The sequence below is a fragment of the Hanstruepera sp. CR43 genome, assembly GCF_055227665.1.
Genome location: NZ_CP200078.1, coordinates 2,381,265 through 2,399,795, shown reverse-complemented (window position 1 = coordinate 2,399,795; position 18,531 = coordinate 2,381,265). Strand labels below are relative to the sequence as shown.

14 protein-coding genes and 1 pseudogene are annotated in these 18,531 nt (G+C 35.1%); 7 read left to right on the top strand and 8 right to left on the bottom strand.

From position 1 onward, the window contains the following. Positions 1-5 precede the first annotated feature (5 nt). Positions 6-2,147, bottom strand: coding sequence for a carboxy terminal-processing peptidase (locus ACKXGU_RS10935; protein WP_463465351.1), 2,142 nt, complete (start codon positions 2,145-2,147; stop codon positions 6-8). A 154-nt stretch (positions 2,148-2,301) separates the two neighbouring features. Here ACKXGU_RS10935 and surE point away from each other — a divergent pair, with 154 nt between their 5' ends. From surE to lpxB, 3 genes are read left to right on the top strand one after another with little or no spacing between them, the layout of a single operon-like run. After that, positions 2,302-3,093, top strand: a complete 792-nt coding sequence (surE, locus tag ACKXGU_RS10930) for a 5'/3'-nucleotidase SurE (protein WP_463465350.1) — start codon at positions 2,302-2,304, stop codon at positions 3,091-3,093. Next, a complete protein-coding gene (locus tag ACKXGU_RS10925; protein ID WP_463465349.1) occupies positions 3,071-3,355 on the top strand; it encodes a hypothetical protein in 285 nt (94 codons plus the stop codon). The genes surE and ACKXGU_RS10925 overlap by 23 nt, the downstream gene beginning before the upstream one ends. 6 nt (positions 3,356-3,361) lie before the next feature. Further along, positions 3,362-4,480 carry a lipid-A-disaccharide synthase gene (gene lpxB / locus ACKXGU_RS10920; protein WP_463465348.1) on the top strand — a complete coding sequence of 373 codons (1,119 nt, stop codon included), beginning with the start codon at positions 3,362-3,364 and terminating at the stop codon, positions 4,478-4,480. Here the strand turns inward: lpxB and ACKXGU_RS10915 are convergent. Continuing rightward, entirely contained in the window at positions 4,470-5,639 is a 1,170-nt protein-coding gene (locus ACKXGU_RS10915) for a DNA cytosine methyltransferase (RefSeq protein ID WP_463465347.1), read from the bottom strand. The two genes, lpxB and ACKXGU_RS10915, sit on opposite strands and share 11 nt — an antisense overlap. Positions 5,640-5,747: 108 nt before the next feature. Here ACKXGU_RS10915 and ACKXGU_RS10910 point away from each other — a divergent pair, with 108 nt between their 5' ends. Continuing rightward, on the top strand, positions 5,748-6,272 hold the full coding sequence (locus tag ACKXGU_RS10910; protein ID WP_463465346.1) for a C40 family peptidase: 525 nt from the start codon (positions 5,748-5,750) through the stop codon (positions 6,270-6,272). Between the two features lie 22 nt (positions 6,273-6,294). After that, on the top strand, positions 6,295-8,334 hold the full coding sequence (locus ACKXGU_RS10905) for a ComEC/Rec2 family competence protein (RefSeq protein ID WP_463465345.1): 2,040 nt from the start codon (positions 6,295-6,297) through the stop codon (positions 8,332-8,334). Between the two features lie 7 nt (positions 8,335-8,341). Here the strand turns inward: ACKXGU_RS10905 and ACKXGU_RS10900 are convergent, their stop codons facing one another. The 3 genes from ACKXGU_RS10900 to ACKXGU_RS10890 form a co-directional block, all read right to left on the bottom strand. After that, entirely contained in the window at positions 8,342-8,887 is a 546-nt protein-coding gene (locus ACKXGU_RS10900; RefSeq protein WP_463465344.1) for a thioredoxin family protein, read from the bottom strand. 115 nt (positions 8,888-9,002) lie between these two features. Further along, entirely contained in the window at positions 9,003-10,787 is a 1,785-nt protein-coding gene (locus tag ACKXGU_RS10895) for a peptide MFS transporter (RefSeq protein ID WP_463465343.1), read from the bottom strand. Positions 10,788-10,812: 25 nt separating this feature from the next. Further along, on the bottom strand, positions 10,813-12,330 hold the full coding sequence (locus ACKXGU_RS10890) for a peptide MFS transporter (RefSeq protein WP_463465342.1): 1,518 nt from the start codon (positions 12,328-12,330) through the stop codon (positions 10,813-10,815). Positions 12,331-12,554: 224 nt separating this feature from the next. Here ACKXGU_RS10890 and ACKXGU_RS10885 point away from each other — a divergent pair. After that, positions 12,555-13,881: pseudogene (locus ACKXGU_RS10885) on the top strand (hydroxymethylglutaryl-CoA reductase, degradative). Further along, positions 13,868-14,770, top strand: coding sequence for a GYDIA family GHMP kinase (locus ACKXGU_RS10880; RefSeq protein WP_463465341.1), 903 nt, complete (start codon positions 13,868-13,870; stop codon positions 14,768-14,770). The pseudogene ACKXGU_RS10885 and the gene ACKXGU_RS10880 overlap by 14 nt, the downstream one beginning before the upstream one ends. Before the next feature lie 51 nt (positions 14,771-14,821). Here ACKXGU_RS10880 and ACKXGU_RS10875 read toward each other — a convergent pair whose 3' ends face one another. The 3 genes from ACKXGU_RS10875 to ACKXGU_RS10865 all read right to left on the bottom strand — a co-directional run bounded on the left by ACKXGU_RS10875 (position 14,822) and on the right by ACKXGU_RS10865 (position 18,526). Continuing rightward, positions 14,822-16,945 carry a peptidylprolyl isomerase gene (locus ACKXGU_RS10875; protein ID WP_463465340.1) on the bottom strand — a complete coding sequence of 708 codons (2,124 nt, stop codon included), beginning with the start codon at positions 16,943-16,945 and terminating at the stop codon, positions 14,822-14,824. A 99-nt stretch (positions 16,946-17,044) separates the two neighbouring features. Continuing rightward, complete coding sequence (locus tag ACKXGU_RS10870) at positions 17,045-18,334, bottom strand: hemolysin family protein (RefSeq protein WP_463465339.1); 1,290 nt, start codon at positions 18,332-18,334, stop codon at positions 17,045-17,047. Positions 18,335-18,343: 9 nt separating this feature from the next. Continuing rightward, complete coding sequence (locus tag ACKXGU_RS10865) at positions 18,344-18,526, bottom strand: hypothetical protein (protein ID WP_103051071.1); 183 nt, start codon at positions 18,524-18,526, stop codon at positions 18,344-18,346. Positions 18,527-18,531: the final 5 nt, after the last annotated feature.

Sequence of the window (18,531 nt, the reverse complement as noted above, 5' to 3'; positions counted from 1 at the left end):
AAAAATTAGTCCTTGATGGTTGCCACTTTCTTTATGGTATAAGATGCTTTCAAATCCTCAAGAACATGTAAGGCTTCTTCAACATATACGTCCTTACTCAAACTTTCGTGCCAGCGAATACGCTTATCTTTTAGAACGGTATCCTGTTCAAATAATCGTAACTCATATGGCAATGATTCAAATGTCAAATTGGTCTCATAATTAGAAATTTCATCAAACTGTTTAGCCTCTTCTTCATTCAAATCTAATTTAGCCTTGTATTTTTCATAATTTAATGAGTATTGCTTCTCATCCATACGTTCCTTGACCCATTTTGCGTTTTCTTCAATTAGTTTCAATTGCGGATTATTACGCATTCTTTCATTACTTTTTTTAATGGTTGTGTCATAATCAAAATACCCATCCCAAAACGAAAATTCTGCAGCGTCAATTTCATCCCAACTCAATGGATTTTCTTGGTCCTTTTCTCCAATATCAATAAAACTGTATCGGTCTGGAACAACCACATCACTTTTAACGCCTTCTAACTGCACCGATCCACCGTTAATTCTGTAGTATTTTTGGCGTGTCACTTTTAATGCTCCTAAATCGCCATCTTTATTGTTTCTAATCATACGATTTAAATCAAAAAACGACTGCACGGTCCCTTTTCCATAAGTTTGTTTACTTCCAATTATTATGGCACGTTTGTAATCCTGCATGGCAGCTGCCAAAATTTCTGAAGCTGATGCTGAAAACTCATTAACCAATATAACTAAAGGCCCATCCCAAGTAATGGACTTGTCTGTATCTTTTAATACTTCTTTGGGTTCATCTGTAGAACGTACCTGAACAACTGGTCCTTGTTCGATAAACAAACCAGCCATTTCAACAACTGTTGTCAAGGATCCACCACCATTGCCTCGTAAATCAAGTACCAATCCTTCCATGCCTTGATCTTTAAGCCGTTCAATCTCTAATTTGACATCTGCTGCGGCATTTAACTTATCATAATGTTCAAAATCGGCATAGAATTTAGGCAAATTAATGACACCATACTTCTTTTCGTTTTTAGTAACAATAGATGACTTGGCATGCGTTTCCTCTAATTCGACTATATCTCTGGTAATTTTAATTTCTTCAATTGTACCATCAACTTTTTTAACAGTTAAATACACGTTGGTTCCTTTAGGACCCTTGATGAGCTTAATAGCATCGTCAATTCGCATACCAACAATACTTACTGGAGCTTCTTCATCTTCTTGCTTTACTTTTAAAATAATGTCACCAACCTCTAATTCTTTACCTCTCCAGGCAGGACCTCCGGATATGAGTTCAACAATTTTAATATTATCCATTCGTTTTTGGAGTCTGGCACCAATTCCTTCCAATTGACCAGAAATACCTTGATTAAAAACCTCTTTATCTTCCGGTGCAAAATAGGTAGTATGTGGGTCAAACTCTTGGGTAATGGCATTGATATAAACAACAAACCAATCTTTGCGTTCCATATCATCAATGTAATCGTTATAATAGATATCTATTGTTTTTAAGGTTTCCTTTCTGGACTCTGCTTCAATTTCATCTATCGATTTTGGCTCTACTGGCTCCGCATTTTCAGTATTCTTTTCAGCATTTTCTTGAGCATAAATCAAGTCATCATAATTGGCCAAATTGGTGTACTTTAGACGTTGTCTCCAACGTTCTTTCATTTCTTTTTTATTGCTTACAAAATCTAAAGATTCATAATCTGAATTGAACGTTTCATCAATGGTGTAATCAAAGGGCTGTGCCAACACTTCTCGATAAATCACTTTAGCCTCCTCAATACGTTGCATGAGTCTTTCATGAGTTAAATTGAAAAATGAAATATCCAAAGCCTTTAATTGGTCATCAATTTCAGTTTTGTACTTTTCAAACTCTTTAATATCAGACTGATAAAAATATTGTTTTAAAGGGTCTATCTGGTCTAAATAGTCAGAATATACTTCCGCTGAAAAGGCGTCGTCCATATCCTTGGGATCAAAGTGACCTCTTTCCAAAACGTAGGTTATAACCTGTATTAAAAGTTTATCTTTATTAGGGTCACTAAATGTTTTCGTGGTAAAGCTGCATGATGCAAATGCCAAAAGAAGCATTAGTATCAAAATATTATAATTCCTTTTCATAATTCTTAAAATAAACATCATATATTTTTCACTAAATTAAAGAAAAAACTATGCCAATATAATCAAATGGTACTAATTTTTTGTTAAACACTAAATAATATCTGAAAGCACTCGAATTTGTGTATTTTAGCATAACAACAATTCAGAAACAATTATGGCTAAAAAGCCTTTAATACTAATTACTAACGACGATGGCATTACAGCCCCAGGAATTAGAACATTGATTAAGGTCATGAAAGAATTAGGTGATGTTGTTGTGGTAGCGCCAGATAGCCCTCAAAGTGCCATGGGTCATGCCATCACCATCAATTCCACATTGCATTTGGAACGTGTTCACATTGATTCTGGTGATCAACCGGAATATAGTTGCTCTGGTACGCCAGCTGATTGCGTTAAATTAGCAGTCAATGAAATACTGGACAAAAGACCTGATTTGTGTGTTTCTGGAATCAATCATGGGTCAAACTCTTCAATTAATGTGATTTATTCAGGTACTATGAGTGCTGCTCTGGAAGCTGGAATTGAAGGTATTCCTGCTATTGGCTTTTCGTTATTGGACTATAATTACAATGCTAATTTTGAAGGTTCGGAATCATTTGTAAGACAAATAGCTAAAAAAGTATTAAAAAATGGCATACCTAAGGATGTGGTCTTAAACGTCAACATACCTAACTTGAAAAAATCAATGATAAAAGGTATTAAAATTTGTCGTCAGGCACGTGCAAACTGGGAAGAGGAATTTGATAAACGAAAAACCCCACAAGGAAAAGATTATTATTGGTTAACAGGGAAATTTGTTAATTTAGATCATGGTGAAGACACTGATGAATGGGCTTTAACAAATGGTTATGTTTCTGTTGTACCTGTTCAATTTGATTTAACAGCACATCACTGTATTCAACAATTAAACACATGGAATTTCGATGATGAAACAAGAAGTATTTAAAGGGTTGCTTATAGGTCTCATTGCCAATATTATCGGTCTTTATTTGGCCACGTTAATATTGGGTAATGGCGATGGTTTTATTTCTGTGTTGAAATCGGCTTCATCAGAAGGTTTTCTCGGTAAATTAATAAGTTTAGGTGCTATTTTAAACTTATTAGCCTTTTTTGTTTTTATTAAAAAGAAGCAAGATTATCGTGCTAGGGGTGTTTTGTTGGCAACTGTTATTGTTGCTATTTTTACCTTTGTTACTAAATTCATGTAATTATAGATGAAATACTACATTATTGCTGGAGAAGCGTCAGGTGATTTACACGGTTCCAATTTAATGAAGGCATTGCTCAAAGAAGATGTTAACGCTGAATTTAGATTTTGGGGTGGAGATTTAATGCAGCATGTTTCTAACAATCTAATCAAGCATTACAAGGATTTAGCGTTTATGGGTTTTGCAGAAGTAATCATGAACCTTCGAACCATTACCCGAAACTTATCGTTTTGCAAAAAGGATATTGAGGAGTACAATCCTGATGTCATTATTTTTATTGATTATCCAGGTTTCAATCTTCGGATTGCCAAATGGGCAAAACAAAAAGGGTTTAAAACCCATTATTATATCTCGCCACAAATTTGGGCTTGGAAGGAAAACCGGATTAAGGACATAAAACGAGATGTTGACAACATGTACGTTATTCTACCATTCGAAAAGGATTTTTACGAAAACAAGCACAACTATCCTGTTGAATTTGTAGGTCACCCACTAATTGATGCTATAGCCAATAGAACCCAAGTAGATGAATATACATTTAGAGCCGATTATGAATTAAACGAAAAACCTATAATAGCCTTACTTCCAGGAAGCCGAAAGCAGGAAATTAAAAAAATGCTTTCTGTTATGTTGAGTGTGGTCAATAATTACCCTAATTACCAATTTGTGATTGCTGGTGCACCAAGTCAGGATTACAGTTTTTACCTGCAGTTCATCAAGAATGCCAATGTTCATTTTGTTTCCAACAGAACTTATGATTTATTAAGTGTGTCTTCGGCAGCATTGGTAACATCAGGTACAGCAACATTAGAAACTGCACTTTTCAAAGTGCCTGAAGTAGTATGCTATAAAGGTAGTTGGTTGTCCTATCAAATTGGCAAACGTCTCGTAAAGCACATAAAATATATTTCTTTGGTCAATTTGATTATGGATCAGGAAGTCGTTACGGAATTGATTCAAGATGACTTCAATACAAAGCGTTTAAAAACAGAATTAGATCGCATATTAGACAGTTATGAGCGTACCAAGTTCTTTATGTCTTATTATGAATTGGAGAAAAAACTAGGTGGCAAGGGAGCCAGTGCCAAAACAGCCAAACTCATCTATGAGTCCATCAGCCAATAGCTTCAGCCTGCTTAAAAAGTTGGTGATTTTCTAAATTAGTTTCCGAGCCATTCAAAAGATCCATTATTTTACTCGCAATGGCATAACCCAAAAGTGGTGGAACGGCATTTCCTATTTGTTGATATTGACTCAAACCCTTTTCCCAACTCATTTTGGTTCGCATGCCCTGAAAAACAAAATCATCTGGAAATGATTGCATTCGCGCACCTTCCCTAGCCGTAAAATTTCGATTTAGATACGGATGAATAAAATTGCTTTGAAACGACGCCGCTATGGTTGGAGCTGGCTTATCAGCATGCAACCGTTGATTGTTTTGAGAGAAGACAATTTTTGATTTTTCCGTTGGCTTGCCCCGTTTCACGGCCGCATGTTGTTGCGGAACATGTGCTAAAGATTGACCAGCTTTAATGACTTTAAAGCGTTCTATCAAACGTTTAGTATGACGCATGGCAACGTGATTGAAAACGGATGCCGATGATTTCCTCATGAGCTCTTGATAGGTGTTTTGAGGCTCGCTTTCATAGTTCATCTTTTCCTCACCTTGAGAAGCTTCTATTTGAGGCAAGTCTGAAATAGCTTCCCATACGGTAATAGGTTTTGCGTAGGTTTTTATTGGAAACTCAGGTTTTATATCCAAATCTTTTCTAATACCAATCATTATGACTCGTTGTCTGTTCTGGGGAACACCATAATCAGAAGCCAGCAATACCTTGAAATCAACCTGGTAACCCAAGCCGGCATTTTCAAATTCTTCCTTCATTAACTGAATGACTTTCCCTTTTTGCATGGATAACAATCCACGTACATTTTCCATCACAAAGGCTTTGGGCTGCAAATCGGTAACAACTCGCACAAACTCGTAGAACAATTCATTTCTTGGGTCATCCTTGACTTTGTTTCTGTTTTTATTGGCCAACGAAAAACCTTGACATGGTGGCCCCCCAATAACCACATCAACAGAATCACTCATTTGACTTTTTATCTGTTTGGTAGTAATAGTTCGTAAATCACCTTTTAAAAACGGTACATTGGGAAAATTATGTGTGTACGTTTCTTCACAATTTTCATCCACGTCACTGGCCAATAGCGTGTTACAACCAGCCCATTTAAAGCCTAATGCCAATCCACCACATCCAGAAAACAAATCAACTACATTCATAGATTATTCTAAATTGAGTGCTAAAAATAAGAGAATTTGTATGGAAGACAAATCAAGTTTTTCAAAGGTTATTATTTTTTTAATAACAAAATTGTTTATTTTCGATGCATGCGAAAATTGGCCCTAATAATTTGCTGCTTTTTAATTCTCTCGTCTTGTAAATCAAAAAAGACAGCTCAATCTTCTACTCGTAAATCACACCAAACGGTTGCCACCTATGAAGGCAGGAGTTCAGATTCAGATTACAGCAATAAAGTAAATGCTATTGTAGACTATGCCGAAACTTTTGAAGGTGTTAAATACAAATATGGTGGCACAACTAAAAAAGGTATGGATTGTTCAGGATTGGTAACCACCGCATATAAAAAAGAGGCCATTGCATTACCAAGAACCACTTCTCAATTAGCTCTAACGGGTGACTGGGTGGATGTCAAAGAAGTTCAAAAAGGCGACTTATTGTTTTTTGCAACCAAAAAAAATAGTCGCAATGTCAATCATGTTGGCATTGTTACAGAAGCCAGACCTGGCTATGTGACTTTTATACATTCTACAACCAGTAAAGGCGTCATAACATCTCTTTTGTCAGAAAAGTATTGGTACTTTGCATTTGTGCAAGCTAGACGTATTTTGTAAGAATTTTTTGTAACTTCCTGTAATGAAGTTACTTGATTTCCCCATTATTAAACTAACCATCTGTCTTATAATTGGTATCATTATTGGTAAAGACACCGATTTTACTCTTGTAGAATCATTGTCAACAACTTTGGTACTTCTCACTGCTACTTTAGTAAACTACCAATATTCTAAAGATAAGTTCAAAAAAACCATTTGGTTTGGTGTTTTGACTTTATTAACCACTATCTCCCTTGGTATATTCATTGTATTTATTCACAATCAACAAAATCATCAAAAACATTACAGTCATTTCTATGATTATGACAACCCTCGTGATTCTCAAATTATTTTAAGCATCAGTGAACAGCTAAAACCAACAACCTATCACGAACGCTACATAGCAAATGTCATTCAAATTGATTCCGTTTTAGTCAATGGTAAAGTACAACTTAATATTTCAAAAGATTCATTGAATCAGCATTTGTCAGTTGATTATCAGATAGCAATGAATTCAAAATTGCAAGTATTAAAACCTCCTTTGAATCCATTTCAATTTAACTACAAGGCTTATTTAGAAAACAGAAATGTTTATGCACAGATTTATAGTGATTACAATACTATGACGTTATTGGATAAGCATAACCCAACTATTCTTGGCTTTGCAAGTAATTTGAGACAATCAATTATTAACAAATTAGAAAACTACAACTTTGAACCTGATGAATTGGCCGTTATTAACGCGTTATTGTTAGGCTACCGACAAGACATTAGCAAAAACCTTTATGAAGATTACGCCAATGCTGGCGCCATTCATATTTTGGCTATATCCGGATTACATATTGGAATCATCTTAATGATGTTAAACTTTTTATTAGGATTCTTAAAAAGGTATAAATATGGTTTATATATTAAAACTGGTATAATCCTGATTTTATTATGGAGTTTTGCTCTAATAGCCGGTTTATCGCCTTCTGTTTTACGTGCTGTGACCATGTTTACAGCACTTGCTATTGGCATGAACCTAAAACGGCCTCATAATACGATGAACACACTAGCCATTTCAGCTTTTTTGATACTACTTATTAATCCATTTTTCTTGTTTGAGGTTGGTTTTCAATTGAGTTATTTAGCAGTTATAGGTATTGTGATGATTTACCCGATGCTGAAGCCATTGTTACGATTTAACTATAAAGTGCCCAACAGAATATGGGAGTTACTCGCTGTATCATTTGCAGCGCAGGCTGGCATTTTACCTCTGAGTTTATTTTACTTTCATCAATTTCCAGGCTTGTTCTTTATCTCTAATATTTTAATCATTCCTATTTTAGGACTTATTCTAGGTTTTGGTTTCTTTATCATCCTTTTGGCCGTATTGAACACACCCCAAAACATCCTATTCGATATTTACGGTTATATCATTCATGCCATGAATTCTCTTTTTAACTGGGTTGCCCACCAAGAAGCTTTTTTGTTTAAAGATATTCCCATGAATTGGTTTTTGACCATAGCATTTTATGTCATCATTATATGTGGCATTAACTATTTTAAATCGAAAAGCTACAAGCACTTATCTGTAGCACTAATTTCGATTCTAATATTTCAAGTGCTATTAACGTATAACAAATGGCAAGTAGAGTTACATGATGAAATGGTTGTCTTCCATAAAAGTAGGTTTAGCCTTGTGGGCATCAAAAATGGAAACCATTTGAATATTTGCCATAATTTAGATAGCACTATTTTAAAGAATAATCAGATTATCACAAACTACGAAGTTGGCAACTTCATCAAAAAAATTGAATATGATACCTTAAAAAACGTCTATCGATTTAAAAGTAAAAAGTTGTTGATTATTGATAGCTTGGGTATTTATCAAAACTTACGTTTTAATCCTGACTATATCCTATTGAGAAACTCGCCCAAAATTAATCTAACGCGATTAATTGATAGTCTAAATCCGATTTGTATAATCGCCGATGGCAGTAATTATAAATCCTACATAAAAAGATGGGAACAAACCTGTAGAAAAAGAAAACTCCCTTTTCACTATACCGGTGAAAAGGGAGCTTATATTATTAAGTGATATTTTTCTATTCAGAAAATTCAGGTTTGAAGGCGTTGTAGTAGGCTGTAAAATCATCTTGAGATTTAAAGTCCTTATGGTCGTCATTTTTAAACAGCTTTAAATATAACTCTAATTGTCTTGGTGTCTTGTAACCAATTACTGGAGTTAAAAACTCTGCTGACTCCCCTAAAAACACAATGGTAGGATAGGATCTAATACTAAAATGTCTAGCCAGTTCATGAACGCCGTTTCGTCTGTTAGCTTTCGCTGGATCGTATTGTGGATTGTCAAACGTTTGTCCATTGAACGTGATGGTTTCATTACCTTCAGCATTAAACTTGACGGCATAATAGTTTTTGTTGACATAGTCTACCACATCTTTATTATGAAAGGTGTTTTTATCTAACATTTTACAGGGACCACACCAATTGGTATAAACATCCATCATTATTTTTTTAGGGTTCTTTTTTTGAAGGGCGACGGCCTCCTCTAAAGACACCCAGTTTATTTCCTGTGCATGAACCTGTACTGCGAAAAACAATATGGTTACTAGTACTAATACTCTTTTCATGTTTCTGTTTTTTTAATTGTCGGATTTAGAAAGGAAACTTTCAAAAACCGTTCCTAAAATATAAAAAACACGCCAAGAATGACGTGTTTTGAGGATATTTTAACGATTTTTTCGATTAACGAACACCGTGCATTAAGCGTTTTAATAATGGATTTAATACAATGGCGACTAATCCAGCTCCAATTGGCACCAATGTAAATATCAAAAAGAAGGTACTCATAGAATACTCCTCAGAAATCTTATCAATCATTCCTCCCATCTTTCCAGCAGCTTTTTGACCAACCGCAATGGCCAAATACCATATACCAAACATAAACCCTATCATTCGGGCAGGAACTAATTTACTTAAATACGATAATCCAACGGGCGAAATACATAATTCCCCCATAGTATGAAATAAATAAGCCATAATTAAAAACACCATACTTACAGAAGCCGTTTTAGCACCTGATGGTATTTCTCCGGCCCCATAAGATAAAAAGGCAAAACCTAATCCCAATAGAATTAAACCTATACCATATTTCATGGCAGCACTCGGATTAAATTTACTTTCCCACCATTTGGAAAATAATGGTGCTAATGTGATAATAAAAAACGAGTTCAATATAGCAAACCAGGATGCCTCTACTTCAGTAACATCTGCTGATAATTTCACATATAAACGATAAATAACTAAAATCCAGAGCCCAATAAATGCTATTGCCAAGATTATATTTGATAAACCAATTCTTGAAAATGTCTTTTTAGCCAATAAAATAAGTACCCAAGTAATGATAATCAATGGAATTGTGGTTAGAAGCGTATCTATTACACTAAAAATCATTCCCGCATTCCCTTCAAGTGTTCTATTTGTATAATCACCAGCAAATAATGCCATCGAACCTAAAGATTGCTCGAAAAATGCAAAGAAAAACACCGTAAACACACCAAAAATAGAAACCGCAATAATACGATCCCTGACGACTGGAATATACCTTATGATTCTTATTACTAATAACAATAAGAATAACAAAAGAGCTATTAAAACAATTACATTCGTTCCACTCAAGCCACCTACTTCAAATGGCAACATATTGATATTGCCTATTTTTTCCATAGGGTCGTTGAACAAGTATAACAATCCTCCTATTGAAGAAAGTACAATAAGAACTTTATCGAACATGGTAAAAGGATTTAACTTTTCATCAGCTTCAGCTTCTTCCTGTTCAGCAGGACTAACCTCGTTGATGTTTTGAGGCAATTCTACTTCATGAACTTTGGTTGGTTTAGCTCCAATACTTCCAAACAGACTACCTGCTAACCAGAATTGTAGCATACCTAGTAACATAAAAATCCCTGCTAGACCGAATCCCCATGACCAACCTTTGGTTTCACCCAAATAACCACAAAGTAGCATTCCAAAAAATGCTCCGGCATTCACACCCATATAAAAAATAGTATAGGCACCATCTTTTTTAGATTCTTTACCCTTGTACATGGTTGAAATGATAGAAGTGATATTGGGTTTAAAGAAACCTGTACCAATAATTAAAAATGCTAAACCTAAATAAAAAGACATGGTTGTTTCTAAAGCCATAGCAGCATGTCCTAAAGTCATAATTAGACACCCAATAACAACTGCTATGCGGTACCCAGTTATTTTATCGGCTATCCATCCACCTACAATCGGAGTTAAGTATAACAACGAAGCATAGGTTCCGATTAAAGACAAAGCATGTTCACTCGACCAATCTAATCCTGGATTATCACCGATTAACGGTGCAGTTAAAAAATAAACCAATAAAATCCGCATCCCATAGAACGAAAAACGTTCCCACATTTCTGTAAAAAATAACACAAACAATCCAGCAGGATGCCCTATAACCTTATCCTTAAATAAATTTTCAATATCAGTATTCATATATAGTTAGTTTAGTTAATTTCTATTAGTGTACGTTACCCATTAAACGCTTTAAAATTGGAGCCAGAATTAAGGTAATGATGGCTGCACCTCCAGCATACATAGCAATGAGATGGAATCCATCAGTATAAATTCCTAAAGAATCAAAGCCACCTACATTCTTATCGGTACTTTCAACAGCAAGCTCTTTTCCAATAAATCCAACAATTTGGAATGCAAATGCGGATGACAAAAACCAAACACCCATAACAAATGCTATTAATCTTGCTGGTGCTAAATCTGTCATTTTAGACAGCCCAACAGGTGACATAAACAATTCACCAACAGACAGGATAAAATACATAATCATTAAAAACGAAAATGGTACTTTACCATTCGTATCGGCACTTTCTGCACTTATAGCCAATACATAAAAACTAATGGCCGCAAATGCTAATCCCAAAGCAAATTTATAAGGTGTTCTTGGATTTATCTTTTTCTTGGAAAGGTATTGCCACAGCAACGAAACAGGTATCGCCAATATTATAATATACATGGCATTAATTGCATTTGTTTGGGGAGCATTAATAAACATTAAGTTTACATTTCTTTCAGCAAATAATGTAATCACACTACCTGAAAGCTCATGAAAGCCCCAAAAAATAGTCATAAAAACAGTTAAGAAGATAGCCACAATCAATTTATTCCTTTCATCTGCGGTAGCTTTAGCCATCACATAAATCATATATCCTAATACGGTAAAACCAATTACTTTAAAAATAACGTTTACAATATTTTGATCCCCCCAAATGGGTTGATAAGAAGACAATAAAAAAGCAATTAACGGTACAAACAGAAATGCCAAAACAGAAACAAATTGGTTATTTTTCAAACCAAGAATAGACTTATTATAAATGGTATTATTATTTGGAAGTCCTCTACTTCCAAATATATTTTTTTTGATGCCGCTCCAAAAGAAAGCTAGTCCCAATAACATCCCAAATCCTGCCAAGGCAAAACCATAATGCCAGCCATATTCACGTCCTAACCAACCACATAATAGTGGTGAAGCAAAAGCACCAATATTAATCCCCATGTAAAATATGGTAAACCCAGAGTCTTTACGTGGATCTCCTTCTTTGTAAAGTGACCCAACAAACGTTGATATATTAGGTTTAAAAAACCCATTTCCAACAACAATAAAGGCCAAAGCCAAATAAAACGCAATGTCATTCTCAATAGCCAATACAAAGTGACCGATAGCCATCAATATACCTCCCAAAAATATGGAATGTCGCATCCCTAAAATACTATCGGATATTTTACCGCCAATAACGGTGGACGCATAAACCAAGGAACCATAAGATGCATAAACAGCTGCTGCTGCATAATCTCTATTTGATAGTGCCTCAAAGACAACATCAACCATATAAAGGGTCAATAGTGCCCGCATACCATAGAAACTAAAACGCTCCCATAGTTCCGCAAAAAACAAATAGAATAATCCCTTTGGATGCCCTAGTAATTGAGGTTCTTCTTTAAAATGGTCTAATTGATCTGACATAGTATTTGAGTTAGTTAGTTTTTATTATTGAATTACCAAGTGAAGTGGCCACGAAACTTAAAAGGAAGAAAAATGTGGATAATTTCATTTAAGATATGGTATTAATAAAATAATGCCAAGTTTACTAAAAATTAAGCAAAAAACCGTATTTATTAACAGTTAAATAGCCCTTGGCATTAGAACTCACACAATAATAGTATCTTTACATTTTCAATTTTATTGTAATGGGCAAACCTATTTCTGGCTTTTCAAAACTATCAAAATCCAAGAAAATTGATTGGATAGTCGACACGTATTTTGCACAAAACGCGAATGCCAAAAACATCATCAAACAATACTGGAATTCCAACGACAAGCTGCAACAACTTCATGACGAGTTTATTGAAAATACGATTACAAATTACTATTTACCGCTTGGAGTTGCCCCTAATTTTTTAATTAATGGCACCTTGCATACAATTCCCATGGCCATTGAGGAGAGTTCTGTTGTGGCAGCAGCCAGTAAAGCAGCTAAATTTTGGCTCGATCGTGGCGGCTTCAAAACCACCATCATCTCAACAACCAAAATTGGTCAGGTACATTTTATATATCTAGGTGATTTTGAAAAATTACAACATTTTTTCAACTCTGTAAAACCAAAACTCATTAGTGATAGCAAACCCATTACCAAGAATATGGAAAAACGTGGTGGTGGTATTTTGGATATTGAACTCATTGACAAAACTGCTGATATTCCCAATTACTACCAGCTTCATGCAACCTTCGAAACACAGGATGCCATGGGTGCCAACTTCATTAACTCCTGTTTGGAACAATTTGCCAAAACCTTTAAAACGGAAGCCAAAGCCTATGATGATTTTTCTGATGAAGAAAAAAACATAGACATTGTCATGAGTATTCTCTCCAATTATGTCCCGAATTGTTTGGTGAGAGCTGAAGTTTCTTGTCCGGTTGATGACTTAAGTGATGACGATAAAATAAACCCCAGAACTTTTGCCAAAAGGTTTATTCAAGCTGTCAGGATTGCTGAAGTGGAACCTTACCGAGCTGTCACCCACAATAAAGGCATTATGAATGGTATCGATGCGGTTGTTTTAGCTACAGGTAATGACTTTAGAGCTGTTGAAGCAGGCGTCCATGCTTATGCCTCCAGAAATGGTCAATATAGTAGTTTGACACATGCTTCCATTGAGAACGACATTTTTAAATTCTGGATTGAAATTCCATTGGCATTAGGTACGGTTGGAGGACTGACTGGTTTACATCCTCTGGTTAAATTATCCTTGGAGTTACTTCATAAACCTTCAGCAAAAGAGCTCATGGGTATTGTAGCGGTAGCTGGTCTGGCCCAAAATTTTGGCGCGTTGCGTTCCTTGATTACCACAGGGATTCAAGAAGGCCATATGAAAATGCATTTAATGAATATTCTCAATCAGTTCGAAGCGACTAACTCTGAAAAAGAACCAACTTATTGAACATTTTAAAACCCAAACGGTTTCCCATAGTGCTGTTGTTGATGCTTTAAATAATTTACGAGGTGTCGAAAAGTAACTTTTACAGCAACGGCAAATTATTATTAACCGGTGAATATCTGGTTTTAGATGGTGCTAAAGGATTGGCCCTACCAACCAAATACGGACAACACTTAACCGTTGAACCTAATGATTCTGACACCATACATTGGAAAAGCATTGATCATAACGAGCATATCTGGTTTGAAACAAATATTAAACTGAATAATCTTTATTCAAATGATTCTAACACAGATTTTGTAAAAAGGCTTATTCAAATCTTAAATGTTGCCAAACAATTAAATCCTGATTTTTTAAATGCAGGCTGCTCGGTTGAAACCAAACTAACCTTTCCTAAAGATTGGGGTTTGGGATCCTCTTCAACCTTAATTAATAATCTGGCCAATTGGGCACAAATAGACCCTTACCAGTTATTAGAATTAACCTTTGGTGGCAGTGGCTACGATATTGCTTGCGCTTCAAATAACAACCCTATTGTCTATAGTTTGAAAAAAGATAGTCAAGACATTCAAAACGTAGAATTTAACCCAAACTTTAAAGACAATCTCTATTTTGTGTATTTGAACAAAAAGCAAAATAGCCGAGATGCCATAGATGCCTATCGGAAAAACAAGTTTGACAAGTTAGGAGCAATTACTTCTTTAAACAAAATTACCGAAAGTATTATTACCTGCAATAATTTATCGGAATTCAATAATTTGATAAACCAACATGAAACAATCATAGATGCTATTCTCAAACAAGAACCTATAAAGAACAGGTTGTTTAATGATTTTAAAGGCGCCATTAAAAGTCTGGGTGCCTGGGGCGGTGACTTTATTTTAGCAACCGCAACCGAAAACCCTTCAACCTATTTTAAAACTAAAGGTTACGATACAATTATTCCATTTAAAACAATGGCATTATAAAAAAAGCCTTTCTTTTCAGAAAGGCTTTTAATTAACAAATATTATTATAAACTATTGAACTGTTTTAGCTCTGTTATCTTCAATGTCTGCTGCATCTTTTAACGCATTGTATAATCTCGTGTTCACAGCATTTACTTTGGCTGTTTGCACTTGGTTGGCAAATCCTTGGTAATTATCCATTTCAGTAGCCAATTCTTTTTTAACCACATTAATCATAAAAATACCATTCTCACCTTCTATTAACCCAGAAGTCTCTCCTTGCTCCATGCCAAACGCCATTCCAATAACCAATGGTTCTTTACCAACACCTGAAAGCGTTGGGTTTTTCATGGTTAACGCCAATGATGTTCTAGGGGATAAATTTTCGGCTTTTGCCAAGTCTTCAACCGTAGTCGCTGTAATTCGAGACTTAATCTGTTCTGCTTTCTTTTCCTTTCTAATGGCTGGTAAAGCGGTAATAGAAGCTTCTTCCGTATTCATTAAACCAGCTTTATTTTTAGCCACTAATTGTACAATGGCATATCCACCTGGTACATTGAATCGCTTGTATTCACCTACTTCGGTTTCATCTTCAAAAGCCCATCTTACCATAGCACGCTGACTACCTAAACCAGGAATATTCTCATCCAATTCCTTAATCGTGTTTACAGGTCTAACAACATATTCATTCTCTTCAGCCAAAGTTTGGAAATCTCCTTTTTCTAAAGCAATCTCAAAGTTTGATGCATCTCTAAAAACAGCATTCACTGTTTCTTCAGATGGCTCAATCTTTCTTGCAATAGTGCCCACTTTAACTGAACGTTGCTTGTTCTTTTGTCCTAATATCTCTATGACATGGAATCCGAAAGCCGATTTAACAACACCTATATCACCTACTTCATTTTCAAAGGTGTAATCTCTGAATTCCGGAACCATGGCATTGTAAGTATACCAATCTAAAACACCATCATTCTCGTTACTAACCTTATCAGCTGAAAAGTCTAAAAGTCCTTTGAACTTGGTTGTATCAGCCTTAACAATACGCATCAAACTATCAGCAGTTGCTTTAGCTTGAGGTTCCGATTGTGTTGTAGAATCTGTTGCAGAACGCGAACCTACAAATGGAATTAATATATGTCTGGCCTTAACTGAATCTGGCATTTGGATATCAGCCACAACTTTTGATAATTTGAAATAGCCATTGTCTTTGTATGGACCAAATACTTCACCAACATTCAAGTTGTAGATACTATCAGCAAAAGCCGTTGGTAATTGATTTTTCTTAATGAAACGGTTATCAAACTTGATGTCTGAACCTGCAACAAAGTTGATGTAGTTAGCATGATCCTTAACTTGAGCAAATGGTTTAATGGTATCTGTTCTGCCATCATTATATTCCACTTTTCCTTCTTTGAAAGCAGCTACAGCTTTTTCGATTTCAGCTTCATCTTCTACAGAGGCTACTTCCTTGAATTCAACAAACTGGATATCTCTTGATGCCTCTACTTCATAACGTTCTTTGTGCTCTTCTACATACTTGGCAATTTCCGATTTAGTAACGGTAATGGTACTATCTGGAATTGAAGAAAACGGAATATGAACAAATCTCAAATCAACCTTGTCTCCCTCTAAATGATATGCCAGTTTTCCTTCAGCTAAAGTACCAATCATACCCGCTTTAACCATATTCATATAGTTAGTTTGTAAGGCATTATTAGCCAATGATTGCTCATAGTCAACCCATTGTTGGTAAGCTGCTTCCGAACTGGTTTTTAAAGTTTGAATGTATTCTGAAAGTTTGGCTTCATCAAAAATTCCAGCCTCATTTTGAAAGTCAGGATTATTTGCCAAGGTTGTTTTTAAAAGGTCGCGCATTTGATCTTGCTCTACGGTAATACCCAAAGCTTCATATTGCGTTTCCATAACAGCTTGTCTAACTTCCTGGTCCCAAACACGGTTCATGGCCTGGGTACTTGTTCCATTAGGACCTAACTGCCTTTGAACTGCCTCAACCTTGCTTAAAAAATCTTCACGGGTTATTTCTTTCCCGTTAATGGTTGCAACAACATTTTGCGATTTTGCAGAAAGCGCATCGCTGTTTCTGAACAAATCAGATAATACAAATGAAAATAATGCTAATGCGATTATTAATATTAAAAAAAGTGAACGTTGTCTAATTTTATTTAAAACTGCCATCTGTCATTTAAATTTTTTACGATATAGTGCGCGAAAATACCATTTTCTATTTAATAATAAAAGTAGATTATACCATTAATTGATATAATATTCAGGAAATTAGTCCTCTTGCAGAATTTTTAGTTTAACGAGGTCTATTTTAGTGTTCGAGACTTCCAAGATTGTGAATTGAAAATCATCCAGAGTCACCACTTCGTTATGTTCTGGAATTCCTTCAGTTTGGTCTACAATAAGCCCTCCCAAAGTTTCATAATTTTCACTTTCAGGTAAGTTTAGCTTGTAGGTTTCATTAAGATAATCCACTTCCAATCTAGCTGAAAACACATAATTATGTTCATCCATTTGCTCCTCTTTAAGAACCACAGTATCGTGTTCATCTTCAATTTCTCCAAATAATTCCTCAACAATATCTTCAACCGTCATAATACCAGAAGTGCCACCATATTCATCCAAAACCACAGCTATACTCTTGCGTTTTTTTATTAGTACGTTCAAGATATCCTTGATCAACATGGTTTCTGGAACAAATTCCACAGGCATGATAACCGACTTGATATTTTTAGGTTTTTTAAATAATTCAAAAGAATGCACGTAACCCAAAATATCATCAATGTTTTCTTTGTAAACGACCATTTTAGAAATACCGGTTTCAGTAAATAAAGCATTCATAGCTTTTATAGATTCTTTTACCTCAACAGCTATAATTTCAGTTCTTGGCACCATAACTTCACGGGCTTTCACTTCGGAAAATTCTAAAGCATTTTGAAAAATCTGAATTTCGGTATCCATATCATCATGAGCCTCAACACTCTCCATTTGCTCACTGATATAGTTACCCAATTCTACCTTTGTAAAAGCCAATTGTACCTGATCGCCATCTGTTTTAAAGAACTTTTTCAATACCAAATCTGAAATCCAAATAACAAAATTTGAAATCCAGGTAAAGATTATATAAAAAATATAGGCTGGTAAGGCTAGTATTTTTAAAAGCGAATTGGCATAAATCTGAAAAAATACCTTCGGTAAAAATTCTGCCGTAATTAAGATAATCAATGTGGAAATAATCGTTTGTGTCAAAAGACTCAAATCAATCAATAAATAATTAACCACGCTGTAAGATGAGGGCAGCATGGATTGAAACCAATTGACCAAAACATCTCCCATAAAAAACCCATAAACAACCAGCGCAATGTTATTTCCAATGAGCATGGTTGCAATAAATTTCGACGGGCTTTCCGTTAATCTAGATAGGATTTTAGCCAAAAGTCCTTTTTGCTTTTTTTCTATTTCTATGTGAATCTTGTTCGAAGACACATAGGCTATTTCCATTCCTGAAAAAAAGGCCGAAAGAATTAATGAAGAAATAATAATGAGAACTTCCGCTGACATGAGCTCCAATTACTTTTTATTTTCGTAACGTTTCATAAACTTTCTTCTGAAGAAAAACACAAAAATTGCCAAAGCAGCCAAGCCCAATGAAATATATGTTCTTGAGCCTCTATCCCAATTTTGAATCGCATCAATAATAAATAGTACCGCAAAAATTAAATAGGCATAATGGAAAAACTTATAGATTTTCATTAATA